Raw genomic sequence first — 25,027 nt, forward strand, 5'->3', positions numbered from 1 at the left:
TCCCCTACCATAGACCCGCGAGCCGCGGCTCTTCGTGCGTGACGACCTCGATAAGGGCCGCCTGCCCGGCCTTGACCTTGTCGAGGGCACGTAGCAACGCGGGGCGCAGCATTTCCGGGTCCACGACGCATTCCGCGTAACCACCGAGAGCTTCCGCGATCGGCGCGTAACTGCCTGTCACCCGATTCGCGCCGTATTTCGTGGTGGCAATCGGCATGCTTTTCGCGTAGCCGCCGAGCACGTTGTTGCGCAGCACGATGGTCAAGACAGGCAGATTGCAGCGGACCGCGGTTTCGAAGTCGATGCCGACCATTCCGAACGCGGACTCTCCCATCAGATTGACGACGGTCGCATCGGGGCGAGCAAGCCTGGCCCCCATCGCAAACCCAAGGCCGCTTCCGAGCTGGGTGGTCTTGCCCCAACCGATGTAGCTGCCGGGTGTGCTTGCCACATAAAATGGGCAGAACTGGTCGCGCGGATTGCCGGCGTCGTGCGTGACGATCGAGGTCTTCGGATCGATCGCCTGCATGATCTCCCAGACGACACGGTAAGGTGAGATCGGCGTACTGTCCGATGTCAGGAGCGGCATCCACTTTTCCATGAAAGCCGCGCGGATGGCGGCGATTTCCGTCGCCGGCTGCTGACGTTCGCCGAGAGGCAGGTGATCGCTGCGGATGAGTGCGATCATCTGTTTCAGGACCGAGGCGGCGTCTGCGACCACGCCGTGGGCAACCGCATAGTCCTTGCCGAGATCCGCCTCGTCGAGCGTGACCTGGAGAATGGTTTTATCGTCCGGGACCGGCAGGATGTAGTAAGAGCGCGTCAGGCTGCTGCCGAGTGCGAACACCACATCCGCCTTTTCGAGAAAGTGGTCGACGGTCGCGGGCCGGGCGCGTCCGGCCGTTCCGAGAGCAAGCGGATGATCTTCCGGAAAGGCACTCTTGCCGTTCGGCGTCGTCATGACCGGAATGTTCAAGAGTTCGGCAAGCTCGATCAACTCCGGCGTGGCCGATGCTGACAGCACTCCCTGCCCCGCGAGAATAACCGGATTTTTGGCGGCGAGCAGACTTTCGACTAGATCGACCACCTCACGGTCGCCAGCCTGCGGTACGCTGCGACGCGGGCGGCGATGATCGGCCGGCAGAGCATCAAGCCTTTCGGCCAACAAGTCGACCGGCAATTCGAGCAGGACCGGCGCCGGTGGCCCATTCCTGACCCGCGATATCGCAGCATGCATGAGCTTCGGCAGATCATCGACCTGCGCTGCCGCCTCGCACCATTTGGTGATGTGCCGGAAGTTGCGGCGGGATTCGAAATTGGGGGCGATCGCTTCTGATCCGCGCGGGTAACCGGTCGGTAGGAACAGCATTGGCACGCGGTCGTTGAAAGCCTGGGCAATGCCAGCAAATGCACTCTCGGCTCCCGGACCATATTGCACAGTGACCACGGCAAGCTCCTTGCCGGCTGTCGCTCGGGCATAGCCTTCTGCGATATTGACGGCGACGCGCTGCGTCCGCGCAATCAGCGGCGGAATGTCGAGCGCTGCTGAGGCATCGAAAAGCTCGCTCGCCGGGAAGCCGATGATCTGCTTGACACCTTCCTCCTTTAGGACTCCGGCAATATATTCCGCGCCACTCATCGTCTCCGTACGCAAATGGCCGTCCGGCAGTGCATGCGTGCCGTCAGCCATGATGATCGATCCAGTAACGGGCGATGTCCTCGCGCCGCATGAAGGCGGCGCCGGGGGTCTTCTTGACGTGTTCGATAACGTCACGCAGGCCGGAGGCGCGATTGGGCTGGCCCATCCAGCGCGCATGTACGCCGATCGTCAGCATGCGCCCACCGGTTTCGTCCGCTTCGCCGATCATGTAGTCGATCGCCGATCGGCAATCTTCGGCAAAGTCGCGCGGATTGCTGTAGCCCGGCGCGATCAGATAGCGGCTGTCGTTCAGCGTCTTCGAATAGGGTACGACGAGAAGCTTCGTACCCTCATGATCGAGGAAATACGGAAGATCGTCGTTGCAGGGGTCTGAATAATAGAGGAAGCCGCCTTCCCTGACGATGAGGTCACGGGTGTTGACGCTCGGAAAGGAGCGGCAATTCCAGCCGATCGGCCTTTTGCCGGTCAATTTCTCATAGAGGGCGACTGCTTCGTGGAGCTGCTGCTCCTCTTCATCGCGTGGCATGCCGGAATATTCGCTCCAGCGCAGGCCGTGGCCGAGCAGATCATGACCGCGGGCATTCATCCACTCGACGACAGCCGGGTTCTTCTCCAGCGCAACGGCACAGGCCGAGACCGTTACCGGGATATCGTAGCGGTCGAACAGTCGTGCCAAGCGCCAGACGCCGGCGCGACTGCCGTATTCGAAATGGGTCTCGGTGCCGAGGTCGCGCAGCGGCGGGCTGTTGGGAATATTGTACTCGCCCCAATTATCGTTTCGTCCGTCCTCGAGCCAGGAATATTCGGCGCCCTCCTCGTAGTTCAGCACGAGGTTGATCGCCAGTTTGACGCCACCTGGCCAGGTGATGACCGGTGGGTTCGGGCCATAGCCGACAAAATCGCGCGATTGGTCTTTTGCACCAGCGCTCATCACTTTCCCTCGCTCTGATGTTCGTTTTCGACGATCCAGTCCATGTAGTCGTGGAACGACTGCCTGGCGCTGCGTGGCTGCCAGCCCGTGTCCCGCGCGATGCGGGCGATGTCGTAGGCTCCCCACATGCCGTCCTTCAGTGAAATGTCCTGGATGATGTTGGCGGTTTCCGCCGGGCTCACTTCGACCTGCAGAGAAGGCGCGCGCTCCTTCGCCCAGCCGATGATGTCGCCGATGGTCGAGGTTTCGCCACTGCCGATATTGTAGTGCCGGTAACGGAGGCGCTCTGCGAGAAGCAGCGCGATGACTGCATCAGCCACATCCGTCGAGGTGACATAGTCGCCGACAGGTTCCAGGCTGTTCGGCCGGACGGTCTCCCCGGCAAGCGCCATATGGGCGACTCGGTTTGGCACATGCCGAAAATTGCGGCTGCCGGTGACCCGATCCATCGGTCCATAGACCGATGCAAGCCGGACGGAGGCTGCCGACAGGCCGAAAAGATCGGCGTAGCGGTTGACGACCATCTCAGCTGCAAACTTGGAAATGCCGTACAGCGTCAGTGGTGCAACATAGCCGTCTTCCGGAAGCGGTTCGCCCGTCCAGTCCGGCCCGTGATGACGGTAGACCGATCCCGAGCTGACGAAGACGAGGCGTTGGATGCCGGGACGCTTTCTCAGCCATTCGAGAACATGCACCGTGCCCATGAAATTGACATCGACGATCCTGGCCGGATCTTCGGCCTCTGGCTGACGCTTTGCCTCAGCCGCGCTGCCGCGCGAAATGGGGGTGACGGTGGCGCCATGCACCACGTAGCGGATATCGTGGCTGTCGAGTGTCGCTTCCCATTGAATGGGCTCGGAGATGTCGGCGGTGACCACCGTCAGTCGATCGCGGACCGGCGCAAAATAGCGCTCCGCCATCGCATCAAGGCTGGCGCGATCGAGAATGACGACGCGCGCGTCTGCATCGCGTTCGAGCCATTGCCGTGCAAGGACGCTCATGACGAAGCCGGTTCCACCGGTGACGAGAAGGGTCATTTCAAATCCATCCAAAGATTTTCAACACAGGTATCAGCGCGTCGCGTAGCCGCCGTCGGCCAGGAGATCGGTTCCGGTGACAAACGATGCATCCGACGACAATAGAAAGGCGGTGGCGGCGGCTATTTCCTCCGGCTGCCCGATGCGTCCGAGCAAATGCGCAGGCCCCAACCCGGCATTGGCCGCCTCGAGATCCGGCCACCGTTGCAGCAGCCGCGGAGTGGCGACGGCCCCGGGCGAAAGGCTGTTGACGCGGATGCCATCAGCCGCATGGTCAACCGCCATGGCCTTGGCGAGATGCACGAGACCGGCCTTTGCGGCGCAGTAGGCGACGGCCTTGCCGGTTGCCACATGAGCGAATTGCGATGCAATGAAGACGACCGAGCCGCCGCCACCTTCGATCATGGCCGGAAGCGCATGTTTGCTGGCAAGGAAGGCGCCGGTCAGGATGACATCGATCTCCAGCCGCCATTGCGGCTCGGCAAGGTCGACGACACTCCCATCCATCGAGGGTGCAGCCGCATTGTGCACGAGGCCATCGAGGCGCCCGAAATGTTCAACGCCAGCCTCCACCGCACGCTTGACCGAGCCGCTCTCGGTAACCTCGCATTGAATGCCCAGCGCCTGCCGACCGAGAGATTTTGCAAGCGCGTCGGCTCCATCGAGCGATTGGTCTGCGCAGATGACGAAGGCTTTCTCGTCGATGCAGCGGCGCGCGATCGCCGCGCCGATGCCGCTTGCCGCGCCCGTCAGAAAGATTACCTTGCCTTCAAGGCGTGACATCGGCGTCGTCATGATGCCAGCACCTTCGAAAGTCCCTGCTGCGGCGGGAAAGGCCGCTCTCTGGCGATGAACTGGCCACGGCCCGGTTCCGCCAAGATCTTTCCATCGTCCCAGACGATATCGCCCCGCGAGATCGTCATGACGGGCCAGCCCTTGACCACCTGCCCCTCGTAGGGCGTGTAGTCGGTGGCGTGGTGCAGCAGGGAATTGCTGATCGTCACGCTGCGATCCGGATCCCAGATCGCAATATCGGCGTCTGCCCCGACGGCAATCTGCCCCTTGCGCGGAGCAAGCCCGAAAAGGCGTGCCGGCGCGCCGGACGCCAGGTCGGCGAATTTCTGCAGCGAGATCAGGCCACCATTCACCCCAGCTGAAAACAGCAAAGCAAGTCGCGTCTCGATGCCGGGAATGCCATTGGGAATTCGGTGGAACGGCGTCCCCGGCCCGCCCGCTATCTTATCGGCATAGTGCCACGGCGAATGATCCGAAGAAAAAACCTCCAGCGTTCCGTCCAGGATACCGGCCCAGATTGCAGGCTGGTTCGACTTGTCGCGCGGCGGCGGCGTGCAGACGCATTTGGAGCCGGAGAGATCATGGGTGTCGATATCCTCGGCCGAAAGGAAGAGATATTGCGGGCAGGTTTCGGCGTAGATCGGGAGCCCGCGCGCCTTGGCGCGGCGGATCTCCTCGACGGCGCCGCCCGCAGCGACATGGCTGACGAGGATCGGTGTTTCGATCAGTTCTGAAAGGCTGATCGCCCGGAAGGTCGCTTCACGGTCGCCGATCGCTGAATGTGCCTTTTCATGGTAGCGCAATTCGGTCTTGCGCGCGGCAATGAACTTTTCGGTCAGCCAGCGAATGCAGGCATCGTTCTCCGCATGAACCATGACCATTGCGCCCTGCGCGCGGGCAAGGTCGAGCACATTCAGCACCTCATAGTCATCGAGCTTCAAACCGTCATAGGTGAGGTAGATCTTGATCGAGGTGCAGCCTTCGGCGATCAGTTGAGGAATTTCGCTGCGCAACACTTCGGCTGAGGGATCGCCGACGATCAGGTGAAAACCATAGTCGATATGCGCTTTCGGACGGGCGCGCTCGTGATAATCCTCGACGATGTCGCGTAGCGACTGGCCACGCATCTGCATGGCGAAAGGCACCACCGTTGTCGTGCCGCCGCACATCGCCGACAGCGTGCCGGTGTTGAAATCGTCCGCTGTCGCCTTCCCTTCCCAGGGCTGCTGATCCATGTGGCAATGGCTGTCGACGCCGCCGGGAAGCACGATACGCCCCTCGGCCGCGACTTCATGTTTCCCCTCGGGCAGATCCGGCCCGAGCGCCGCAACCACGCCGTCGCGAACGCCGATATCTATCTGCCTGGTCGCATCCGGCAGCACCACACGGCCACGACGGATCACGAGGTCATAAGGCTTGGCGGGCGTCATTCGCTTTCTCCCGAAACGAGGCAAGGTTTGGTGGCGCCGATCGGACGGCGAAAGAGATTGAAGCAGGCAGCGACAGCAACCAGGAATGCGCCGCTCCCGAGCAGAAGGAAGAGTGCTTGAGGTGCAAACAGCTCCATCAGCTGGGCGGCGAGCCCAGGTGTCATGATGTTGCCGATCGAATAAAGGAGCAGCAGGCTACCCGATGCCGAGACCATAAGGCGGCTGTCGAGCTGTGAGTTAGCGTAAGCGATACCGACCGGATAAATCGTCAGCGCAATTGCGCCATAGGCGAAAAACAGACCGTAGAGAAGCATCTGCGGATAGGTTCCAGGCCAGGCGATTGCTGCGCACAGTCCTGCTCCCGCCAATCCCTGAACGAGAAGTAGAACGCGCCGGTCCATACGATCCGACAACCATCCGACCGGCGCCTGAGCGAGCATGCCGCCCAGGCTGAAGGCGGTTACCAGTGTCACGGCCACCGCCGCGTCAAGGTGCACCCGCTCCGCATAGATCGGCGTCATCGTATAGACATTCATATTCGTCATGCCCGCTTGAAAGACGCAGACGACAGCCACCGGTGCGAGAGCGACGAGCCGCCAGATGCCATACCGATGCCCGGAGTGAGCGTTACCGGCCTCGACCGTTACTGCCAGCGGCAGGCGCAACGTGGGCCAAGGTCCGCCGACAAAGCGGGCGTAGATCAGTCCAAGCAGGATGACACCGAGCACGATCTGAAAGAGATGGGGAGAGTCCGCTCCGGCCGCTTCTACAAGCAATTGCGCAAACAGCGTCGCCAGCGACGTCATCAGCATATAGAGCGAGAAATAGGCTCCGCGGTTCTTCTGGTCGGCATAAAGATTGATCCAGCTTTCGGAAACGACGAACAGCGTTGCGATGGAAAAACCGTTTATCAGACGCAGGCAGAACCAGACCGGAGCGGCTTCCGTCAGCATGTAGCCGCAGGCGCCGAAAGCAGCGAGCAATGCGACGGCCAGAAAAGCCCGCTCATGTCCCAAGCGGACGACCATGACACGAGCTGACAGGCAGCCGGCAAGGAAGCCTATGGGAAACGCCGTCAGCAACAACTGGACGATGTGGGGATCGATTGCGGGGTCACTGAGGTGCAGAGAAACCGTGGTCGTCAGAAGAGAATTGCCAGTCGCGACGATGCAGATGTTCGCCATGACATGCAGGATTGCACGAAGCCCCGCGGCTTTTCGCCAGAAGTCACCAATCCGATCGGGATCGCGCATCATTATGCCTTTTCGGCAAAAGCAAGGACGGAAGGCCGGGCGGCCAGATCTGCCTGATCGATGTGGCAGAGAATCTCGTGTGTATCGGACATCTTGCGCAGTGGGGGCGGAGCGGTGTCGCAGATGCTGCCGAGCTTGCGGTGGCACCGCGTCGCAAAACGGCAGCCGGCGGGTACGTTGACCGCGCTCGGTGTTTCGCCGGACAGGCGAATACGCTCGCGCGGCGCTTCATCCGGATGCGGGCTGCGGATCGCTGAGAGAAGTGCTTCGGTATAGGGATGTGCGCCCTCGCCGAAGACTTCCTCGACGGGCCCCTGCTCCATGATCTTGCCGAGATACATGACCACAACCTTGTCTGCCACGTGGCGAACCAGCGCCAGGTCGTGGCTGATGAACAGCATCGTGGCATGCTTTTCCCGTTGAATATCGAGAAGAAGCGTCACGACCGCGGCCTGCACCGAGACGTCGAGTGCCGAGACCGGTTCGTCGGCGACGATGAGCGAAGGTTCCGCCGCAAAGGCGCGTGCGATGGCGATACGCTGCTTCTGACCGCCGGACAGCTGGTTCGGCTTTCGGTCCGCGACGGCCGGAGACAGACGCACCATTTCCAGGAGCTCGCGGACGCGCTGCTCAATCTCGGCCTTTCCTTTGCGGATACCGAATTTCTTGATCGAACGACGAATGGAAAAAGCGGCCGAATGCGAGGGATTGAGCGTGCTATCCGGATTTTGAAAGATCATCTGAATCTGTTGCAGCAGCGCGCGTGGACGTTCGCTGGCCTGCAGTTCGGCGATGTTTTCGCCAGCCATGCGGATTTCGCCCGACGTCGCCTTGTCGAGACCCGTCACGATGCGCGCCAGCGTGGATTTTCCACAGCCGGACTCGCCGACCAGCGCCACGATCTCGGCTGTTGCCGCTTCGAAACTGACCGCTTCGTTTGCCTTAACGGTCTTCTGGCGGCCGACGGGATAGAGACGGTTCACATCGGACAGCGTTATCGCCGTCGATCTTGCAATCATCTGTGTCTCGACCGGAGCAAGCGTGGCTTCTACTGCCGAAATTTCGGGCCAGCGGACGCAGCGCACCAGATGCTCTTCCGCCGCCGGCTCCAGAGCAAGGTCCGGACGGTCGCAGAGGCCGGAGACAAAACTCGAACAGCGCGGCCCGAAAAGACAGCCCTGCGGCCGCTCCTGCGGCAGCGGGATCGAACCCGGGATGGCAGCGAGCGTGCGGCTGCGCTTATCGCCGGTAATGTCGGGAATGCAATCGATAAGGCCGCGCGTATACGGATGTTTCGGTCGGCGGAATACTTCTGATGTCGTTCCCTCTTCTACCATCTCGCCGGAATACATGATGCCGAGACGATCGCAGCTCTCTGCGATCAGGCCGAGATTGTGCGAGATGAACAGCAGGCTGGTCGAATAGCGTTGGCGCAATTCGGCGATCAGATCGATGACCGCAGCCTCGACAGTCACATCGAGGCCGGTTGTCGGCTCATCGAGCAGCAACAGCAACGGTTTGGCAAGCAGTGCCATGGCGATGACCACGCGCTGCTGCTGGCCACCGGAGAGCTGATGCGGATACCGCTTCATCATGTCGCCGGGGTCCGGCAGGCGGACGTCGGCAAGCATCGCTTCCGCCATGGCAATGGCGTCTTTCTTGCTGGCGCCCATGTGAAGCAGGGGGACTTCGGCAAGCTGCGCACCGATCGTCTTCACCGGATTGAGTGCGCTCATCGGATCCTGGTAAACCATCGCGATCTGCCGCCCGCGGATGGAACGCAGTTCCTTGGGGGAGGCATCGACCAGTTGCTTGCCGTTGAAGCGGATGCTGCCGCCGGCAACAACGCCGGTCGCGCCGAGATAACCCATGATCGCCATGGCCGTCGTGCTCTTGCCGCAGCCCGATTCACCCACGAGACCGTAGCTTTCGCCGGGCATAACCTTGAACGAGAGATCGGGGATCGCAACCACTGTTTCGCTCTTGCCGCGAAACTCGATGCGCAGATTCTGAATGTCGAGAACGGGTTCGCGATCGATCAATGGCGTGATGGACATGGCCGCTCCTTGAAGACTGGACGCGATGATGTTCATGGTTTCCATGCCTCCCGCATGCCGTCGGCGAGCAGGTTGAAGCCGAGGACCAGGCTGACGAGCGCGGCAGACGGGATAAGCGACATGTGTGGCCAGACGTTCAGTACAGTGACACTTTCCTTGACCATGCCACCCCAGTCGGGGTTCGGTGGCGGCAGACCGAGGCCGAGGAAACCGAGGATGCCGATGGTGATGATCGTGTAGCCGATGCGAAGACAGGCATCGACGATCAGCAGGCTGCGGCAGTTCGGCAGCAGTTCGACGATCATGATGTAGAGCGTGCTTTCCGCACGCAGCTTTGCTGCCGCGACATATTCCTGCTGCTTCAGACCCAGCACCAGGCCGCGCGTTATGCGACCGATACCCGGCGCCGAGGCGATCATCGTCGCAATGACGATGTTCAGGACCGAGGGTCCGATATTGGCGATCAGGATGACGTAGATAACGAGAACCGGAAATGCCAGTATGATGTCCGAGAAGCGGCTGATCAGCACGTCGACCCAGCCCCCATAATAGCCTGCAATCATCCCCATGGTGATGCCAACGATCATGGCAACCGCCACCGAGAGCGGCGCAACGGAGAGCACTGTGCGGGCGCCGAAGATCAACCGTGACAGCATATCACGACCGAGAATATCGGTCCCCAGCCAGTGGGCAGAGGAAGGATAGGGGTTGCTCATCGCCATGACATCGGAATCCGTCGGCGACGGTAGCGGCAGGACGGGCGCAAGAAGGGCTGCGAGCACCCAGAAGAGAACAAGGCAGAGACCGACGACGGCCGTGCGCGAATGGAAAATGCGCATCCAGCTGGGCCTTGCGGCACGCTTTGACGGCGCGGCGACCGCTCCACTGATATTGTCTTGAACAGCCATGATTTACCTCACCCGGATGCGTGGATCGAGCAGCATGTAGCCAAGGTCGCCAAGCAGCTGCGTGACAACGGCGATGGCGACGGTGATCAATGTGGCGGCCTCAAGCGTTGCGATATCGCCGAACAGACTTGCATCGAGGATCAGGCGGCCGAAGCCCGGATAGGCAAAGACGAGCTCGGTGACGACGACGCCGCTGATCAGGAAGTTGATTTGCAGCAGGAGCACGGTGAACGGCGCGATCATCGCATTGCGGAGTGCGTGCCCTAGGACCATACGGCGCGTGCTCATGCCCTTGAGGATTGCGGTGCGGATATAAGGTCGCTCCATGACGCCGATCATCGAGACGCGGATCATGCGGGCCACATAGCCGAAGTCATAGATGACCAGCACGGCAACCGGCAGGACGAACTGGTAGGGCACCGCCCAGCCGCCATCGCTGTTGAGCGGGCTGGTACCTGGCAGGATCGGCCAGAGGATCACGAAAAGCGTCACCAGGAAGACGCCTGACGCGAACTCCGGAATAGACGTGAAGGTGATACAGATGACCGATAGCGTCCGGTCCAGCACCCCACCTTCTTTCAACCCCGAGAGGATGCCAAAAATGATCGACAGCGGGACGATCAGCAGGAACGCCAGCCCGGCGAGGATCGAGGTATTGCCGAGACGATCCCAGATGACATCGTTGACGGGCAGCTTGTTCAGGGTGGAGTAGCCGAAGTTACCGAAATACTGGGCGCCACGCGGATCCTTGAAGTTCAACCCGGTGGCCGAATCCTGAAGCGGATCGGGGATTGCGCCGACGAGCACGCCGAGCCAGCGACCGTAGCGCACCAGGAGCGGATCATTGGCCTTCAGTTTCTGCGACAGCAGGTCCACTTGCTGCTGGGTAGCGAAAGGACCGAGCGACTTGCGCGCCACGCTGCCGGGAGTGAACTCGCAGACAGCGAAGACGAGAAACGAAGCACAGAGCATCGTCACGACCATCATCGCCAAGCGCTTAAGAAGAAAGTTCGCCATAGCCGGAGGAATCCCAATGTCCGGGCCAGCACCCGACCGCGCGGACGCGGCCAGGTGCCAGCCGGGAGGTTACGCCGAGATCGCGTATTGATGCGCGAAGATGTATTGCGAAGGATGGAGCTCGAAGCCCTTGACCTTCTTGTCCATGACGGTCGAGAACACCCGCCAGAAGGGCTGAACGATCGGGCCATCATCCTGCATGATCGCCTCGATTTTCGCCATGACCTTGCTGCGCTCCTTCGGGTCGAGGATGCCCTCGGCTTCGGTCAGCAGCCTGTCAAAATCCGCATTGGAATAATTGGACTCGTTCCAGGCGGCATTCGAACGATAGGCAAGCGACAGCGTCATGATTGCCAGCGGCCGGTGGCCCCAGGCCGTCAGGCTGAATGGCGCCGTCGTCCAGACTTCCCAATATTGAGCGCTGGGCAGGGACTTGATGTTGATCTTGACGCCGATGTCCTTGAACTGTTCGGCGAGGATCTGTGCGGTGTTGAGCTCCCAGATCGGATCAGGGCGTGTGACCATGTCGAATTCGAAACCATCCGGATAGCCGGCGTCGGCCAGAAGCTTCTTCGCCTTCTCGATGTCGCGCGGATATTTCGGCAGTGCCGCGTATTCGGGATGCGAGGGCGCGACGTGATGGTCTTCGGCGGGAATACCGGCGCCGAGGAGTGCCGTCTGAATGACCTTGTCGCGGTCGATCGAATAGCGCATCGCCTGGCGCACGCGCTTGTCCTTGAACTGCTCGATATCGGGGTGCATGCGGGCAACGACCGTCTGGGTCGTCTCGACCTGATGGACCGCGACATGCGGGAAATTCTTCATCGCATTGATCTGGACCGCGTCGGCTTCCGACAGGCCATCTACCTGCTTGGAAGCTATGGCCGCGATACCGGCCCCCGGATTGTCGCCGAGGTCGACATATTCGAACGTATCGAGATAAGGCCCGGTGCCCCAATAGTCGGTGCGGGCTTTGTACTTGGCACCCTTGCCGACGACGTATTCGGTGATAACGAAGGGACCCGTGCCGTTCGCGTCAGCACCGAAAGCGCCATTTTCTTCGGGATCGATGATGAACATCGGGTAGTGATAGAGGTGCTCGGGCACGGCAATCTGCGGCGAGGAGCAGTTGAGACGCACGGTGTGGTCGTTGACTTTCTCGATGGCGTTGTCGGCCCAGAGCTTGCTCGACTTCTTGGGATTGCCTTTCTCGTCCTTTTCGCCGGTTTCGTATTCCTGCACGAGATAACCGGTGAAGAGCCCGAGCATCGACGAACCGATTGCTGGATCGCAGACGCGCTTCAGGTTCCAGATCACGTCGTCTGCGGTCAACGGCCTGCCCTTGCGCCACTTGACGTCCGTGCGGAGATGGAGCGTCCACGTCTTCAGGTCGTCGCTGACTTCCCATTTTTCCAGCAGATAAGGATGGGTAATGTTGTTGCGATCGGTGAGGGTCAGATACTCGCAGACTTGGCGGATGACGTTCGACTTCTCGGCGAAATCGGCCAGATGCGGATCCTTGATTTCCATGCAACGCATGCCGATACGCAAGTTTCCGCCCTTCGGCATATCGTCGGCCCGGGCGCCGTCGCCCGGCATTGGAACGCCGGCCAGAGAATATGCGGCTGCGGCCGAAACACCAAGAAGCGTCGCTTTACGCAGAAATTCTCGGCGGCCGATCGAGCCGCTCGACATCTGTTCGACCAGAGTCGGGATATAGGAATGCTGAGACTTGTCCACGGTAGTCATCTCCTAGTTAGCGCTTTAACTGTTCCGAATTTTTGTTGGTCGGACCGGCCGGCGAGACACTCGCCCCAGGCTCGGTCGCAGCGGACTTTTTGTCCGTCACCCATCCGTCTTGATTACGTTAAAACGGGATGGACCTCTGTGACATGCGGTGATCCGACATCTTCTCTGCGCGAATCGACATTGTTCATGACATTGGCTCCTCTCGCCGTTTCTCTGCCTTTCGAGTCGCGGCAGGGCTCTCGCGAAACCGCGTGCGGTATGAGCGGCCGAAATGCGAAGCCGACTGATAGCCGCAGATTTCGGCGATCTCACCGATCGCCAATTCCGTGTAGACCAGCAGTTCTTTCGCGCGTGTCATGCGAAGCTCTATGTAGAAATGGGTAGGACTCTTGCCGAGATTGGCGTGAAACAGCCGCTCGAGCTGCCGAAGCGAAAGTGCCACGCTACTGGCGAGATCGGAAATTTCGACCGGATCGCCGAGGCTGGCTTCCATCCGACGAACCACGAAGGCGAGCTTGGCATTCCGGATGTCGAAACGATCTTCGGGCGACATCCTCTGAACGTCGTCCTGGCGCCGTATGCGCGCGTGGTTGAACTGGTCCGAAATGAGTGCTGCCAACTCCCGACCCTCCACGGCCGAGATGAGGTAAAGCATCATGTCCAATGTGACAGTTCCGCCCGACGAGGTCAGAAAACGTCCGTCGATCGCGAAAATGTCGTCCGTGGCAAGACAGTTCGGAAACTCGCTGCGAAAGCTCGCAAGCGACTCCCAATGGACAGCACATCGCCGCCCTTCCAGCAATCGGGCCTTTGCCAGGAAGAACACGGCCGTGCTGACCGCTCCGAGCACGCATCCTTCCGAATGGATGCGCCTCAACCATGCAAACACATTGGCGTCATAGGCATCGGCATAGTTGATGCCGGCACAGAGAATGACGATATCGCAGCGTGGCGCCCTGCCGATCGAGGCGTCAGCATCGAAACCCAACCCACTACTGGATTTCACATGGCCGCCGTCAGCCGACAGAATGAGCCACTCAAAGGCTTTTCGTTTTGTCAGACGATTGCCCTGGCGAAGGGAGTCGAGTGCTGCGGCAAAGGTCATCAAGGGGAAATCAGGGACCAGGTAAAAGCCGATCCGGATCGGTCGGTCACCTTGGGCCAGTTGTTTAAGAGTGTATGTCTGCTCTGTCATCGGGAAATTCCAATAAATGGGAGTCTCGCGGCCTCGTTTCTCTAAAAGTATCCCGGAATGGTCGGCCTTCTGATCCGCAACGTGTTGCCCTGCCCCGAACATATAGACTAAGCGGCGCGCTGCCCTGCAATTCAAGTGCGAATTGCAAGCGCGGTCGATTTAGGGCGGCGTTGAATGGGTTGCAGCACCGAAGGCGCTAATCGCGCGCAGCCGACGTGAGCCCCAGCCAGCGGCAAAACGAATGATATTCAGTTGCCAATCCGGAAGGACCAGAGCTGGGGTAGGATGTGGTGGCAATGGCCACCAGGAAGCTCGACAGAACCGGGAACAAACTCAGCGACGAACCAGAGGCGACGTCACCACACCCATGTCAGCGGCGGCTTGAAAGCAGTCGGTACATGATCGCCAAGGGTTAGCTGCGCCGGACCGGCGACTTGGCAATCTCGACGACATCATGCCGTGAGGCCGTCGGATGCTCCGTCGACCGGGCAATACCGAGCCCCCTTGAGCACGAACGTGCGGTTTGGACTGTCAGTCGACCATTCCGGCGCAAAGCCGATGCCGAGACCGGCGTAAACTTTGTGGAGAGGATGGAAGCCGGCGAGATCGACAGCGAGGCCAAAAAGCAGAAGCTGCTCGATATCTACGAGGAGGAGCTTCGTGCCCGTTATCCGGAATGGGCGAATTTACAAGCGTCATTGGTTGCGGGGCAGGATTTGAACCTGCGGCTTGGTTATGCGGCGCCCGCCACTTCCGGCCGGAACGTTCAGAACGCATCAGAATGGGCACGAGGGCTGTAAAGCAAAAAGGGCGCTCGACCCTTGCGGGGAGCGCCCTTATCCTGTCGGACAACGAACAGTTCGACGACGTCGATACCGCGCGCATCCATTTTTCAGGCAGGACGGGTATATGGACCCTTTCCTCCGGGGTTTCAAGAGGTCGGTTCAGCGGTTCTACACGATAATTGACCCTAAAACAGGATTCAGATTTTAGGCCGGGTCGGCCTAAAATCCGATCCTGATCTAAATCAAAGAAGTGGAGCATGATGTCGTCCGAAAACCGCTCACACTTTTCGGCATCATGCTCTAGTCGATCAGGAGGCGACCCCGGTGATCGGATTGACCACAGGTCGTTCGCTTTTGTCTCTGACCCCCGCCGGCTGCACCACCGGCGGCGCCATCGATTCTGCATCGGCGGGCTCCGGCTTTTCAGGAACGGCGCCGACATCTTTGGGGCGCCGCTGCTCGGGCTTTACGTTTTGATCATTCGTCGACATTGTCATTCTCCTTTCCAGGAAAAAGTCATGGCCGTCGACATGGTTCCGGCGATGGGATGGAGGATTACCGATGCTTGACGGGTTTCTGCTGCAGGGGCCTCAGGATGCGCGCTTCACCATCCTTCTTGCGCATGGCGCCGGCGCGCCGATGGATTCGGCATCGATGACAGCAGCGGCAAATGCGCTCGCCGGTGTCGGCTTCCGCGTCGCCCGTTTCGAATTCGCCTATATGGCCGCCCGCCGCACCTTAGAAGGTCGCAAGCCGCCGCCACGCGCCGAAACGCTCAATCCCGAATACGAGGCGGCGATTGCCGAGCTCGGCGCCAGCGGCCCGCTGATCATCGGCGGCAAGTCGATGGGCGGCCGGGTCGCCAGCATGGTCGCCGACGATCTCCATCGTCGGGGAAAGATTGCCGGCCTGCTCTGCCTCGGCTATCCCTTCCATCCGCCCGGCCAGCCGGAGAAGCTGCGCACCGGCCATCTCACAGGGCTGACGACGCCCGCGCTGATCTGCCAGGGAACACGCGACGAATTCGGCACGCGGGACGAGGTGCCGGGCTACGATCTGTCCGACAAGATCGAGATCCTCTGGCTCGAGGACGGCGACCACGACCTCAAGCCGCGCAAGACGATCTCCGGTTTCTCCAGTGCCGATCACCTCGCCACGATGGCGAAAGCGGTGAAGGCATGGGCCGAGGGATTGCCGGCTTGAGCATCACCATATCCCCGGCGCAACAGGCGCCTGCGGTTGCCGTTGTCAAGCTGCAAGCTTCCTGACATCGATGCGTCGGTCGGTGGCGGAAACGGTGATTTCGAAGTGGTCGGCCTGCACCACGCCCTGAATATTGCGCGGCCGGTGTGCGACCATGGCCACTCCGCTTCTCAGCCGGACACTGTCATAGAGGATACCGGCGCCGCCGCTCGAGCGCACCTCTTCTCCCAGAACCTGCGACGCCGCATAGCTGGTGCCGTCATAGACATTGGGCCGTAGCGTCTGCTCTCCACGAATGTCGAGATAGTCCCCCAACAGAGTGGCTGCGTAGCTTCTATAGGTGCGGGCCACCGTCGCCACTCCGCGCGCGACAGCCTCGCGCCGGAGATGATGGCCAACCTCGGCTGCGGCTGTCCTGAGATTGTCGGCGGCATACCAGGCGCCGAGATCGGGGCCGTTGAAGCGCATTCCTCCCGGCGCAACATGCAGGAATGCCGCCATGACAATGCTGGCATTGGCAACGCCATAAACCCATTGGTCCTCGGGAAGCCGTTGGATGCGGTCGGCGACGAGCCGGTCGTTGGTCCAGCCGACGAGCTCCATCACGGCTTCGAGATCTGCCGCCCGCGTCACCGTCTCAAAAAGCCCGATCGGTGGAAATTGCGACGGGATCAGCCGATATGACGGACGCGGCGCTTCAGCAAAACGATCGCTCACCGGAAGACGATGTCCGCATCTTCGTAAGGTGTGAAGGCCTCGTCGAGTGCATTTGGCTGCATATAGAGACCGCCGCGGGCGCCGTCGAGAAACCGGCGGACGGTCATCAACCCGTCCTGGGTCCCGTTCGTCACGATATCAAGCGGCGGATGGCCGCCGAAAACCGGCGCCTGATGCGGCGTGCGCAGCCAGGCGACGCCGGCGCGTTCATCGGAAAACAGCACGCCGAGCGCCTGCTGGATACCGAGCACGGCGGAGATGCGGGTCAGCGTATCGACATCGAGCGTGAAAGCGCCGTGCTCGCGCGCCTGTTTGGCCCAATTGTGATAGGTCGACCGAGAGGGATAGCCGAGCATGAGCAGACGCTGCTCCTCGCTCAGCCCCCAGAGATCGGCGATCGCCAGAAAGGTTCGCAGGGCCGGGGCGCTCAGCCTCTTGCGGTTTGCCGGAGCAAACCGCTCCATTTCCAGCCGCTGTGGCCCTTGGTCTTCCCGTTGCTCCCGTCGCGCACGCTGCATGAAAGCCTCCTGTCTTGAATTAGACTTAGTCCAAATCTGGGCATTCATCAAGCAAATTTAAAGGGCCGCCTCGCCTGCCGCCTCGCGGATCGTCTGCATCAGGATCGATTGCGGCAGTGACGGCACGGCATCGGCGCGCATCGTCAACCCGACCGGCCCCTTGGTCTCGCCGGTATCGACCGGCAGAAGCGCCAGCCGCCCGTCGGCGACATCGTTGGCCACGACGCCGTTGGAAATGATCCAGATCGCATCGCTTGCCCGCAGGAATGCGCGGCCGAAGGAATCCGAAACCGTCTCGATCTGGTTCGGCAGGCTGGAGACGCCGTTGGCGATGAGGAAATTTTCGACCACCGGCCGAATAATCGAACCCCGCGTCGGCATCAGTACCGTATAGTTGCCGAAGCCGGCAAACAGTGCTTGCCGGCCGTCGAGCAGCGGATGGCCGGCGCGCACGGCAAACACCACCTGCTCGGAATAAAGATGCTCGAAGGAAAACCCTGCCATATTCTCGGCGCCGGCCAGACGTCCGACGACGACATCGAGATCGCCGACGCGAAGCTGCTCCAGGAGCACCGCATTCTCGCCGGTGACGATCTTCACCCGGCTCCAGGTCTTCTCCTTGAGGAAGAGTTCCATCGCCCGCGGCATGATGCGCGATGACACCGTCGGCAGCGCGCCGATCCGGATCGGCGGCGCATCTGCGAACTGCTCCTGCGAGACGGAATCGAGACCCTGGCGCAGCGCCGTCAGCGCCGCACCTGCATGCCGCAGGAAGACCTCGCCGTAGCGGGTGATCTTGATGCCGCGGCCATCACGCTCGAAGACATCGACGCCCAGCACCTGTTCCAGTTCGCGGATCGTCTTGGTGACCGCCGGCTGGCTGACATGCAGCAATTCGGCGGCCTTCATGACGCTCTTCTGCCGCGCCACCTCGACAAAGGTTTGCAGATGGCGGAACTTGACCCGGCTGTCGATCATCGCTCGCATAACTCCAGGGTTATCGAAACGCCAATAAATATCATTTTACTTAACCGGATCAACCAGTCAATTTCACCATTCAGGAGGAGAGTGACGTGCAATTCGCCCGCATAAACGACGTGACGATCCATTATCAGATCATTGGCGCGCCTGCCGACAGGCCGGTAATCGTCTTCGCCAACTCGCTGGGCACGGATTTCCGCATCTGGCGCGACGTCGTGGTACGGCTTGCCGGTGAATTTGCCATCGTGCTTTACGACAAGCGCGGCCACGGCCTTTCCGATGTCGGCCAGCTCCCCTCATCGATCGAGGACCATGCGACGGATCTCGCCGGCCTTCTCGATCTGCTGTCGGTCAAGGGTGCCGTCATCTGCGGCCTGTCGGTCGGCGGCCTCATTGCCCAGTCGCTCTACCATCGCCGGCCGGATCTGGTCCGCGCGCTGATCCTCTGCGACACCGCCCACAAGATCGGCACGGCGGAGAGCTGGAACGCCCGTATCGCCGCCGTCGAGCAAAACGGCATCGGCAGCATCGTCGACGCGGTCATGGAGCGTTGGTTCACGCCCGCCTTCCGCCGGCCCGAGAGCACCGCCTATGCCGGCTATTGCAACATGCTGACGCGCCAGCCCGTCGAGGGCTATGTCGCCGCCTGCGCCGCGATCCGCGATGCCGATTTCACCGAGGTCGCAAAGACGATCACCATCCCGACGATCTGTATCGTTGGCGACCAGGATGGCTCGACGCCGCCCGATCTCGTGCTTTCGACCGCGAAGCTGATATCAGGCGCTCGCTACGAAGTGATCCGCGATTGCGCGCACATTCCCTGCGTCGAGCAGCCGGAGGCGCTAACGGCGATCATCCGCGCCTTCCTCACATCCATTCCGCCTGGAGAAGTCAGCCCATGAATGAGACCGCGTCCCCTTCCGAGCGCTATCGCCAGGGCATGGCGACCCGCCGCGCCGTGCTTGGCGACGCCCATGTCGACCGCGCCGCCGCCACATCGACAGAGTTCGACCGCCCCTTCCAGGAACTGATCACCGAGGCCGCCTGGGGTCATGTCTGGTCACGCCCGGCACTGACGAAGCGCGAGCGCTCGATCATCACGATCGCTCTGCTTGCCGCGCTCGGCCAGGACGACGAGGTCGCCATGCATGTGCGTGCCACCGCCAATACGGGGGCGACCCGCGAGGATATCTGCGAGGCGCTGCTGCATGTGGCGATCTATGCCGGCGTTCCCGCCGCCAATCACGCGATCAAGATCGCAAAGCAGGCTTTTGAACAGATGGACGCCGAACAGGCGGCCTGAGGGAGGAACATGTCCGAACGACCGAACCGCAAGCCCGAGACCGGCGGCTTCTTCGCCCGCGACCGCGCCTGGCATGCGCCGGCGCTGACCCCCGGCTACAAGACCTCCGTGCTGCGTGCACCGCAGCGCGCGCTGCTCTCCCTCGACGGCACGATTTCCGAGACCACCGGCCCGGTCTTCGGCCATTCGATGATCGGCGAACTCGACAACGACCTGATCCTGAACTACGCGCAGCCCGGCGAAAGTGCGATTGGCGAGCGCATCATCGTCCATGGCCGCGTGCTCGACGAACGCGCCAAGCCGGTTGCCGGCGCCTTGGTCGAGTTCTGGCAGGCCAATGCCGGCGGCCGCTATCGCCACAAGAAGGAAACCTATCTGGCGGCGATCGACCCGAATTTCGGCGGCTGCGGCCGCGCCATCACCGACGAGGATGGCCGCTACCATTTCCGCACCGTCCGCCCCGGCGCCTATCCCTGGCCGAACGGCATCAACGATTGGCGTCCCGCCCATATCCATTTCTCGATCTTCGGCCATGGCTTTGCCCAGCGCCTGATCACCCAGATGTATTTCGAAGGCGACCCGATGATCTGGAAATGTCCGATCGTCGGCACCATCCCCGACAAGGCGGCGATCGAGCAGCTGATCGCGCCGCTTGACTGGGGCAACACCATTCCGATGGATTCACGCGCCTATAAATTCGATATCGTGCTGCGCGGCCGCCGCTCGACGATGTTCGAAAACAGACCGGAGGGCAACTGACCATGCAGCAGCTCGGCTATCTCAAGGAAACCCCGTCGCAGACGGCGGGTCCCTATGTGCATATCGGCCTGACGCCGAATTTCTGCGACATAACGGGCGTCTACGACACCGATCTCGGCATCGGGATGGTCAACGACAAGACGCTCGGCGAACGCATCACCGTTACCGGCCGGATCTTCGATGGCGCCGGGGCATTGGTGCGCGATGCGGTCATCGAGATCTGGCAGGCCGACAGCGCCGGGCTCTATAACAGCCCGTCGGAAATGCGCGGCGCCGCCGACCCGAATTTCGCCGGCTGGGGCCGCTGCCCGACCCGCGCTGAGGACGGCGTCTACAGCTTCGAGACGGTCAAGCCCGGCCGTGTCCCCTTCAAGGACGGCCGCAGACAAGCCCCGCACATCACCTTCTGGATCGTCGCCCGCGGCATCAATATCGGCCTGCACACGCGCATGTATTTTCCGGAAGAGACGGAGGCCAACGCCGCCGACCCGCTGCTTTCCCGCATCGAACATCGCGAGCGCGTCGCAACAATGGTCGCCACCCGCGACGGCGCGACCTGTCACTTCGACATCCATCTGCAGGGTCCGAAGGAAACGGTGTTTCTGGATATCTGAAGGCCGGCGTCGCCATCGGCTTGCTGGGGCGGTGATGTGCGGGTAGCGTCCGCCAGGGGATGTGCCGTACGAGATCACCCGCCCATGAAGCGCGGACGCCGCCTCGAGCCCCTTCAGCGGGGAGAAGGTGGCGGCAGCCGGATGAGGGGCCACAACCACGAACCGAGACGATCATGACTGCATCGCCCTTCGACCACCCCTTCCTTTCCAGCCTGCTCGGCGACGATGAAATCGCGCCCTATTTCTCCGCCGAGGCGGATATACGGGCCATGCTCTCCTTCGAGGCCGCGCTCGCCAAGGCTGAAGCCGCTCACGGCCTCATTCCCGCCGAAGCCGCAAGGCGCATCGCTGACACCTGCGCCGCCTTCTCGCCCGATGTGTCCAGTCTTCGATCAGCAACGGCAAGGGACGGTGTCGTCGTTCCCGACCTCATCAAGCAGCTGCGCACCGATGTCGGCGAGGAAGCGGCAAAAAGCCTGCATCTCGGCGCGACCAGCCAGGATGTCATCGATACCAGCCTGATGATCCGCCTGAAGGCCGTCGTCTTCCTGTTTGCCGGCCGGCTTTCCACCATCGCCGTGGGGCTCGATGCGCTCGACGGCCAGTTCGGCCGGAACCAGCTGATGGGTCATACCCGCATGCAAGCGGCGATCCCGATCACCGTCGCCGATCGCCTCCGTGCGTGGCGGGAGCCGCTGGCGACCTATCGCGACCGCCTGACCGAACAGGGTTTTCCCGTCCAGTTCGGTGGTGCGGCCGGCACGCTTGACAAGCTCGGGTCGCAGGCCGCAGCCATCCGGGCCTCGCTCGCCCAGGAACTCGGTCTCACCGATGCGCCGCAATGGCAGAGCGGGCGTCTGCCGATCGCCGATATCGCCGGCCTGTTCGCGTCGATATCGGGCAGCCTCGGCAAGATGGGGCAGGATATCGCGCTGCTTGCCCAGGCTGGCGGCGAGATCGAAATCTCAGGCGGCGGCACGTCGTCGGCGATGGCGCACAAGCAGAACCCCGTTTCCGCCGAAGTCCTCGTCTCGCTCGCCCGCTTCAACGCCACGGCTTTATCGGGCGTTCACCAGTCCCTCGTCCACGAACAGGAACGCTCGGGCGCTGCCTGGACGCTCGAATGGCTGCTTCTGCCGCAAATGACGATGGCAACCGCCGCCAGCCTGCGGCTAGCCGGAGAGCTTGCAGGAAATATCAAGAGGCTTGGAACGGGCTGATCCAGCACCTTTGCATGTAATGCCGGAAACCGGCTATGCAGAGTGCAATGAAATCAGGAGCAGCCTCGTGACCTTTCCCCTCTTCGACCTCTCCGGGCGCCGCGCCCTCGTTACCGGCTCCAGCCAAGGCATCGGCCGCGCGTTGGCGGTCGGGCTTGCCGAGCATGGCGCTTCGATCATCATCAACGGCCGCAACGCGCAGAAGGCTGAGGCCGCCGCCGAGGATATCCGTCGCAGCCATCGCCATGCCGTCAGCGCCGCCTTCGACGTCACCGATGCCGAGGCCAGCCGCACCGCCATCGCCTATATCGAGGCGGAGATCGGCCCGATCGACATCCTCGTCAACAATGCCGGCATGCAGTTCCGCACACCGCTGGAGAACTTCCCGGTCCACAAATGGGACGAGATCTTCAAGACCAATGTCTCCAGCCTGTTCTATGTCAGCCAGCCGGTCGCCCAGGCGATGATATCGCGCGGCCGCGGCAAGATCATCAACATCGCCTCCGTCCAGGCCGAACTCGCCCGCCCCGGCATCGCGCCCTATACCGCGACCAAGGGCGCGGTGAAGAACCTCACGCGCGGCATGGCGACCGACTGGGCGAAATACGGCCTGCAGGTCAATGCGATCGCGCCCGGCTATTTCCGCACGCCGCTCAACCAGGCGCTTGTCGACGATCCGAAGTTTTCTGGCTGGCTGGAAACCCGCACGCCGGCCGGCCGCTGGGGCGAGGTCAAGGAGCTCGTCGGCGCCGCCGTCTTCCTCGCCTCGGATGCCTCCTCCTTCGTCAACGGCCATATGCTGACCGTAGACGGCGGCATCACCGTCTCGCTCTAGAACAGGATGTCGTCCGAAAACCGCGCACACTTTTCGGCATCATGTTCTATCTCTTTGTTTTTACGCAATTCCGAAAGCAAAACCGCTGCACACTTTTGCTGGAATTGCTCTAAATTCGCATCATCCGAGTTTGGCGATTGCCCGCAGATTGTCGGCCGTCGTCGTCGGAAATTCGAAGAATTCGAGATAGGCGGGGATCTGTTCGAACAACATGTCCGTCCCAACCTGAAATGCACAGCCGCGCGCCCGCACGGCCTCGAGAAAAGGGGTTATCTCCTTGGTCAGCACGACTTCGCCGACGAAGGTCGATGGAGAAATGCGGTCGATATCGATTGGCAGCGGGTCACCCCGTCGCATTCCGAGAGGTGTCGCATTGACGACAATGTCGAAACCTGCCGGATCGGCGGAGCCGACCGTCACTTCAAGCTGTGGATAATATTTCTTCAGCCTGTCCAGCAGCGCGGTCGCGGTCGTCTCGTTGGCGTCGAAGATGGCGAGATGGTCCACGCCCGCCTGTGCCAACGACGCCGCGATCGCCGAGCCGACGCCGCCGGCACCCGCAATGAGCGCATGGGCGCCTTCAACCTTTTTACCCTTGCGCAACACGCCGCGAACGAAGCCCTCGCCATCGAACATGTCACCGATCAGCCTGCCGTCCGAACCGAGGCGCACTGCATTGCACGAGCCTGCGACTTTCGCGTTGGTCGACGTTTCGTCGAGCAGCGCCATCGTCGAAATCTTGTGCGGCATCGTGATCAGAGCGCCGTGGATATTGGATAGCCGGAACAGAAGCTTCAGAAATACCGAATAGTCCTCCGGCCTGCAGCCCATCGGCACGACGACGGCATCAATTCCGTTCTTCTCGAAATACGGATTGTAGATCAGCGGGGCCTTGAAGGACTCCGTCGGATAGCCGAGGTGAGCGATGAGTTTGGTCGTCCCGGTGATCATGTGGTCAGACTTTCTGGGGATCGGAAGAGGCGCGGGCGTCAGCGAGGTGGATCATCCGTCCCGAGCGCGCCGATCTCTTGATCGCCTCGACGACCCTGAGCGTGGCGAGGCCCTCCCGGCCACTCACCAGAGGCGTGGCATCGCCACGAATGACGTCGCAAAAATGTCCGAGCTGAACGCGAAGGGGATCGGCTGCCGCGTAGGGCACCCGCTCCTGGTCGAGCCGCTCCAGCCAATCGGGCCTCGAAGGGCTCGTCCAAAGCGTCAAATCGGGAATTCCGAGCGAACCCCTGGTGCCGCCGATCTGGTAGCAGAATTGATCGTAATGGGGAAAAGCGGGGTTCTCACCGGTGGTCGTCTCCCAGCTCCAGGGCGCGGCCACGGCATCACTGCCGTTGAGGGTGGCAAGCACCCCGCCTGCAAAACGCAGCGTGACGACGGCCGTATCCTCGACGGCATGGTTCCGCACGGCGTGCGATTCCAGCGCATGGACGGCTTCGACCTCGCCGAAGAGATATCGGAAGAGATCGACATCGTGGATCAGGTTGACGAAGACCGGGCCGGCGCCCGCTTCGCGCCGCCAGGGGATATCGAAATAGTTGTCGGGCTTGGCGACCCAGAACGTGCCGTGCACCGCGATGATCCGGCCAAGCCTTCCGCCGTCGACGATCTGCTTTACCGCCTGGATCATCGGATTGTGGCGCCTGTGATGGCCGACCAGCAGCGGTATGCCCGCCTTCTCGCCGGCGGCGACCAGCGCCGCGGCGGCATCGACATCGTCGGCGATCGGTTTCTCGATCAGAACGGGGATGCCGGCGGCGACGATCTCCATTCCGTTCTCGACGTGAAGCTGGTTCGGCGTTGCCACGATGACGCCGTCAGGCCTATCCTCGACGCGAATGTCCGAAAAGCTCCGGTACCATCGGGCGCCGACAGTCTCGGCAAAGTCGCGACCGGCGGCGGAAGGATCGATCACCGCCGAGAGAACGGTTCCGGGCTCGGACATGACACGCTCGACGTGGCGCCTGCCGATCAGGCCGGCTCCCATGACTGCAATCTCCAGCGGCTTCATTGCCGGCTCCCATAATTTGCCAGACGCATCGACCTTG

The 25,027-nt window shown here is 61.6% G+C and carries 25 protein-coding genes and 1 pseudogene; 8 read left to right on the forward strand and 18 right to left on the reverse strand.

All coding sequences use genetic code 11. The annotated features are described in order from the left end of the window. Window positions 1-4 precede the first annotated feature (4 nt). The 12 genes and pseudogenes from G9X67_RS03730 to G9X67_RS34835 all read right to left on the reverse strand — a co-directional run. The gene (locus G9X67_RS03730) at window positions 5-1,690 is read right to left on the reverse strand and encodes a thiamine pyrophosphate-requiring protein (protein ID WP_171598115.1); all 1,686 of its coding nucleotides are present in this window, start codon (window positions 1,688-1,690) and stop codon (window positions 5-7) included. Further along, on the reverse strand, window positions 1,683-2,591 hold the full coding sequence (locus G9X67_RS03735) for an allantoinase PuuE (RefSeq protein ID WP_171598116.1): 909 nt from the start codon (window positions 2,589-2,591) through the stop codon (window positions 1,683-1,685). Before G9X67_RS03735 ends, G9X67_RS03730 begins: the two co-directional genes overlap by 8 nt. Then, complete coding sequence (locus G9X67_RS03740; RefSeq protein WP_171598117.1) at window positions 2,591-3,628, reverse strand: NAD(P)-dependent oxidoreductase; 1,038 nt, start codon at window positions 3,626-3,628, stop codon at window positions 2,591-2,593. Before G9X67_RS03740 ends, G9X67_RS03735 begins: the two co-directional genes overlap by 1 nt. Before the next feature lie 33 nt (window positions 3,629-3,661). Continuing rightward, window positions 3,662-4,423 (reverse strand): SDR family oxidoreductase, encoded by a 762-nt coding sequence (locus tag G9X67_RS03745; protein WP_171598118.1) that lies wholly within the window; start codon window positions 4,421-4,423, stop codon window positions 3,662-3,664. Then, complete coding sequence (hydA, locus tag G9X67_RS03750) at window positions 4,420-5,853, reverse strand: dihydropyrimidinase (protein ID WP_171598119.1); 1,434 nt, start codon at window positions 5,851-5,853, stop codon at window positions 4,420-4,422. Before hydA ends, G9X67_RS03745 begins: the two co-directional genes overlap by 4 nt. Further along, entirely contained in the window at window positions 5,850-7,109 is a 1,260-nt protein-coding gene (locus G9X67_RS03755) for an MFS transporter (protein WP_171598120.1), read from the reverse strand. Before G9X67_RS03755 ends, hydA begins: the two co-directional genes overlap by 4 nt. Further along, window positions 7,109-9,163 carry an ABC transporter ATP-binding protein gene (locus G9X67_RS03760; RefSeq protein WP_246705356.1) on the reverse strand — a complete coding sequence of 685 codons (2,055 nt, stop codon included), beginning with the start codon at window positions 9,161-9,163 and terminating at the stop codon, window positions 7,109-7,111. Before G9X67_RS03760 ends, G9X67_RS03755 begins: the two co-directional genes overlap by 1 nt. A 32-nt stretch (window positions 9,164-9,195) precedes the next feature. Continuing rightward, window positions 9,196-10,071 (reverse strand): ABC transporter permease, encoded by an 876-nt coding sequence (locus G9X67_RS03765; RefSeq protein WP_171598122.1) that lies wholly within the window; start codon window positions 10,069-10,071, stop codon window positions 9,196-9,198. A gap of 3 nt (window positions 10,072-10,074) precedes the next feature. Next, entirely contained in the window at window positions 10,075-11,088 is a 1,014-nt protein-coding gene (locus G9X67_RS03770; RefSeq protein WP_171598123.1) for an ABC transporter permease, read from the reverse strand. A 69-nt stretch (window positions 11,089-11,157) separates the two neighbouring features. Next, window positions 11,158-12,837, reverse strand: a complete 1,680-nt coding sequence (locus G9X67_RS03775) for an ABC transporter substrate-binding protein (protein ID WP_210258766.1) — start codon at window positions 12,835-12,837, stop codon at window positions 11,158-11,160. A 184-nt stretch (window positions 12,838-13,021) separates the two neighbouring features. Then, on the reverse strand, window positions 13,022-14,032 hold the full coding sequence (locus tag G9X67_RS03780; protein WP_171598125.1) for a GlxA family transcriptional regulator: 1,011 nt from the start codon (window positions 14,030-14,032) through the stop codon (window positions 13,022-13,024). A 412-nt stretch (window positions 14,033-14,444) separates the two neighbouring features. Continuing rightward, a pseudogene (locus G9X67_RS34835) lies at window positions 14,445-14,610 on the reverse strand (LysR family transcriptional regulator); the annotation flags it as partial. A gap of 12 nt (window positions 14,611-14,622) precedes the next feature. Between G9X67_RS34835 and G9X67_RS03785 the strand changes: the two are divergent. After that, window positions 14,623-14,832: a hypothetical protein gene (locus tag G9X67_RS03785; protein ID WP_171598126.1), complete on the forward strand. Its 210-nt coding sequence runs from the start codon at window positions 14,623-14,625 to the stop codon at window positions 14,830-14,832. Window positions 14,833-15,125: 293 nt separating this feature from the next. Here G9X67_RS03785 and G9X67_RS03790 read toward each other — a convergent pair whose 3' ends face one another. After that, window positions 15,126-15,308, reverse strand: coding sequence for a hypothetical protein (locus G9X67_RS03790; RefSeq protein ID WP_003548476.1), 183 nt, complete (start codon window positions 15,306-15,308; stop codon window positions 15,126-15,128). A 70-nt stretch (window positions 15,309-15,378) separates the two neighbouring features. Between G9X67_RS03790 and G9X67_RS03795 the strand changes: the two genes are divergently transcribed. After that, entirely contained in the window at window positions 15,379-16,020 is a 642-nt protein-coding gene (locus G9X67_RS03795; protein ID WP_171598127.1) for an alpha/beta family hydrolase, read from the forward strand. Between the two features lie 45 nt (window positions 16,021-16,065). Here the strand turns inward: G9X67_RS03795 and G9X67_RS03800 are convergent, their stop codons facing one another. Genes G9X67_RS03800 through pcaQ form a run of 3 tightly spaced genes read right to left on the reverse strand, consistent with a single transcriptional unit; the run spans window position 16,066 to window position 18,233 of the window. After that, window positions 16,066-16,737 (reverse strand): RES domain-containing protein, encoded by a 672-nt coding sequence (locus G9X67_RS03800; protein ID WP_171598128.1) that lies wholly within the window; start codon window positions 16,735-16,737, stop codon window positions 16,066-16,068. Continuing rightward, the gene (locus G9X67_RS03805) at window positions 16,734-17,255 is read right to left on the reverse strand and encodes an MbcA/ParS/Xre antitoxin family protein (RefSeq protein ID WP_171598129.1); all 522 of its coding nucleotides are present in this window, start codon (window positions 17,253-17,255) and stop codon (window positions 16,734-16,736) included. Before G9X67_RS03805 ends, G9X67_RS03800 begins: the two co-directional genes overlap by 4 nt. 57 nt (window positions 17,256-17,312) lie before the next feature. After that, entirely contained in the window at window positions 17,313-18,233 is a 921-nt protein-coding gene (gene pcaQ, locus G9X67_RS03810; protein WP_171598130.1) for a pca operon transcription factor PcaQ, read from the reverse strand. A gap of 95 nt (window positions 18,234-18,328) precedes the next feature. Between pcaQ and pcaD the strand changes: the two genes are divergently transcribed. The 6 genes from pcaD (at window position 18,329) to G9X67_RS03840 (ending at window position 22,967) form a co-directional block, all read left to right on the forward strand. Then, window positions 18,329-19,138 (forward strand): 3-oxoadipate enol-lactonase, encoded by an 810-nt coding sequence (gene pcaD, locus G9X67_RS03815; protein ID WP_171598131.1) that lies wholly within the window; start codon window positions 18,329-18,331, stop codon window positions 19,136-19,138. Then, on the forward strand, window positions 19,135-19,539 hold the full coding sequence (gene pcaC / locus G9X67_RS03820; protein WP_171598132.1) for a 4-carboxymuconolactone decarboxylase: 405 nt from the start codon (window positions 19,135-19,137) through the stop codon (window positions 19,537-19,539). Before pcaD ends, pcaC begins: the two co-directional genes overlap by 4 nt. A gap of 9 nt (window positions 19,540-19,548) precedes the next feature. Beyond that, window positions 19,549-20,298, forward strand: coding sequence for a protocatechuate 3,4-dioxygenase subunit beta (pcaH, locus tag G9X67_RS03825; RefSeq protein ID WP_012763508.1), 750 nt, complete (start codon window positions 19,549-19,551; stop codon window positions 20,296-20,298). A 2-nt stretch (window positions 20,299-20,300) separates the two neighbouring features. Continuing rightward, window positions 20,301-20,912 carry a protocatechuate 3,4-dioxygenase subunit alpha gene (gene pcaG / locus G9X67_RS03830; RefSeq protein WP_138389770.1) on the forward strand — a complete coding sequence of 204 codons (612 nt, stop codon included), beginning with the start codon at window positions 20,301-20,303 and terminating at the stop codon, window positions 20,910-20,912. 173 nt (window positions 20,913-21,085) lie between these two features. Continuing rightward, window positions 21,086-22,132: a 3-carboxy-cis,cis-muconate cycloisomerase gene (locus G9X67_RS03835; protein ID WP_138389771.1), complete on the forward strand. Its 1,047-nt coding sequence runs from the start codon at window positions 21,086-21,088 to the stop codon at window positions 22,130-22,132. Window positions 22,133-22,199: 67 nt separating this feature from the next. Further along, window positions 22,200-22,967 (forward strand): SDR family oxidoreductase, encoded by a 768-nt coding sequence (locus tag G9X67_RS03840; protein ID WP_171598133.1) that lies wholly within the window; start codon window positions 22,200-22,202, stop codon window positions 22,965-22,967. A 120-nt stretch (window positions 22,968-23,087) separates the two neighbouring features. On the opposite strand, the gene G9X67_RS03845 is transcribed toward G9X67_RS03840, so the two are convergent. Together G9X67_RS03845 and G9X67_RS03850 are read right to left on the reverse strand one after the other, a co-directional pair. Then, window positions 23,088-23,918: a shikimate dehydrogenase gene (locus G9X67_RS03845; protein WP_138389772.1), complete on the reverse strand. Its 831-nt coding sequence runs from the start codon at window positions 23,916-23,918 to the stop codon at window positions 23,088-23,090. Window positions 23,919-23,922: 4 nt separating this feature from the next. Then, complete coding sequence (locus tag G9X67_RS03850; RefSeq protein ID WP_171598134.1) at window positions 23,923-24,990, reverse strand: Gfo/Idh/MocA family oxidoreductase; 1,068 nt, start codon at window positions 24,988-24,990, stop codon at window positions 23,923-23,925. Window positions 24,991-25,027 lie beyond the last annotated feature (37 nt).

Origin of the sequence: Rhizobium sp. WYCCWR 11152 (genome assembly GCF_013087615.1) — a bacterium.
Lineage (GTDB): Bacteria > Pseudomonadota > Alphaproteobacteria > Rhizobiales > Rhizobiaceae > Rhizobium > Rhizobium indicum.

What these genes read in the sequence shown, in the direction of transcription:
- G9X67_RS03735 (WP_171598116.1), bottom strand. Translation starts at nt 2,591, where the DNA reads ATGAGCGCTGGTGCAAAAGACCAATCGCGCGATTTTGTCGGCTATGGC.
- G9X67_RS03775 (WP_210258766.1), bottom strand. Translation starts at nt 12,837, where the DNA reads ATGACTACCGTGGACAAGTCTCAGCATTCCTATATCCCGACTCTGGTC.
- pcaC (WP_171598132.1), top strand. Translation starts at nt 19,135, where the DNA reads ATGAATGAGACCGCGTCCCCTTCCGAGCGCTATCGCCAGGGCATGGCG.
- G9X67_RS03765 (WP_171598122.1), bottom strand. Translation starts at nt 10,071, where the DNA reads ATGGCTGTTCAAGACAATATCAGTGGAGCGGTCGCCGCGCCGTCAAAG.
- G9X67_RS03835 (WP_138389771.1), top strand. Translation starts at nt 21,086, where the DNA reads ATGACTGCATCGCCCTTCGACCACCCCTTCCTTTCCAGCCTGCTCGGC.
- G9X67_RS03790 (WP_003548476.1), bottom strand. Translation starts at nt 15,308, where the DNA reads ATGTCGACGAATGATCAAAACGTAAAGCCCGAGCAGCGGCGCCCCAAA.
- G9X67_RS03850 (WP_171598134.1), bottom strand. Translation starts at nt 24,990, where the DNA reads ATGAAGCCGCTGGAGATTGCAGTCATGGGAGCCGGCCTGATCGGCAGG.
- pcaG (WP_138389770.1), top strand. Translation starts at nt 20,301, where the DNA reads ATGCAGCAGCTCGGCTATCTCAAGGAAACCCCGTCGCAGACGGCGGGT.
- G9X67_RS03845 (WP_138389772.1), bottom strand. Translation starts at nt 23,918, where the DNA reads ATGATCACCGGGACGACCAAACTCATCGCTCACCTCGGCTATCCGACG.
- hydA (WP_171598119.1), bottom strand. Translation starts at nt 5,853, where the DNA reads ATGACGCCCGCCAAGCCTTATGACCTCGTGATCCGTCGTGGCCGTGTG.
- G9X67_RS03805 (WP_171598129.1), bottom strand. Translation starts at nt 17,255, where the DNA reads ATGCAGCGTGCGCGACGGGAGCAACGGGAAGACCAAGGGCCACAGCGG.
- G9X67_RS03755 (WP_171598120.1), bottom strand. Translation starts at nt 7,109, where the DNA reads ATGATGCGCGATCCCGATCGGATTGGTGACTTCTGGCGAAAAGCCGCG.
- G9X67_RS03760 (WP_246705356.1), bottom strand. Translation starts at nt 9,163, where the DNA reads ATGTCCATCACGCCATTGATCGATCGCGAACCCGTTCTCGACATTCAG.
- G9X67_RS03770 (WP_171598123.1), bottom strand. Translation starts at nt 11,088, where the DNA reads ATGGCGAACTTTCTTCTTAAGCGCTTGGCGATGATGGTCGTGACGATG.
- G9X67_RS03780 (WP_171598125.1), bottom strand. Translation starts at nt 14,032, where the DNA reads ATGACAGAGCAGACATACACTCTTAAACAACTGGCCCAAGGTGACCGA.
- G9X67_RS03745 (WP_171598118.1), bottom strand. Translation starts at nt 4,423, where the DNA reads ATGACGACGCCGATGTCACGCCTTGAAGGCAAGGTAATCTTTCTGACG.
- pcaH (WP_012763508.1), top strand. Translation starts at nt 19,549, where the DNA reads ATGTCCGAACGACCGAACCGCAAGCCCGAGACCGGCGGCTTCTTCGCC.
- pcaQ (WP_171598130.1), bottom strand. Translation starts at nt 18,233, where the DNA reads ATGATCGACAGCCGGGTCAAGTTCCGCCATCTGCAAACCTTTGTCGAG.
- G9X67_RS03785 (WP_171598126.1), top strand. Translation starts at nt 14,623, where the DNA reads ATGGAAGCCGGCGAGATCGACAGCGAGGCCAAAAAGCAGAAGCTGCTC.
- G9X67_RS03730 (WP_171598115.1), bottom strand. Translation starts at nt 1,690, where the DNA reads ATGGCTGACGGCACGCATGCACTGCCGGACGGCCATTTGCGTACGGAG.
- G9X67_RS03795 (WP_171598127.1), top strand. Translation starts at nt 15,379, where the DNA reads ATGCTTGACGGGTTTCTGCTGCAGGGGCCTCAGGATGCGCGCTTCACC.
- G9X67_RS03740 (WP_171598117.1), bottom strand. Translation starts at nt 3,628, where the DNA reads ATGACCCTTCTCGTCACCGGTGGAACCGGCTTCGTCATGAGCGTCCTT.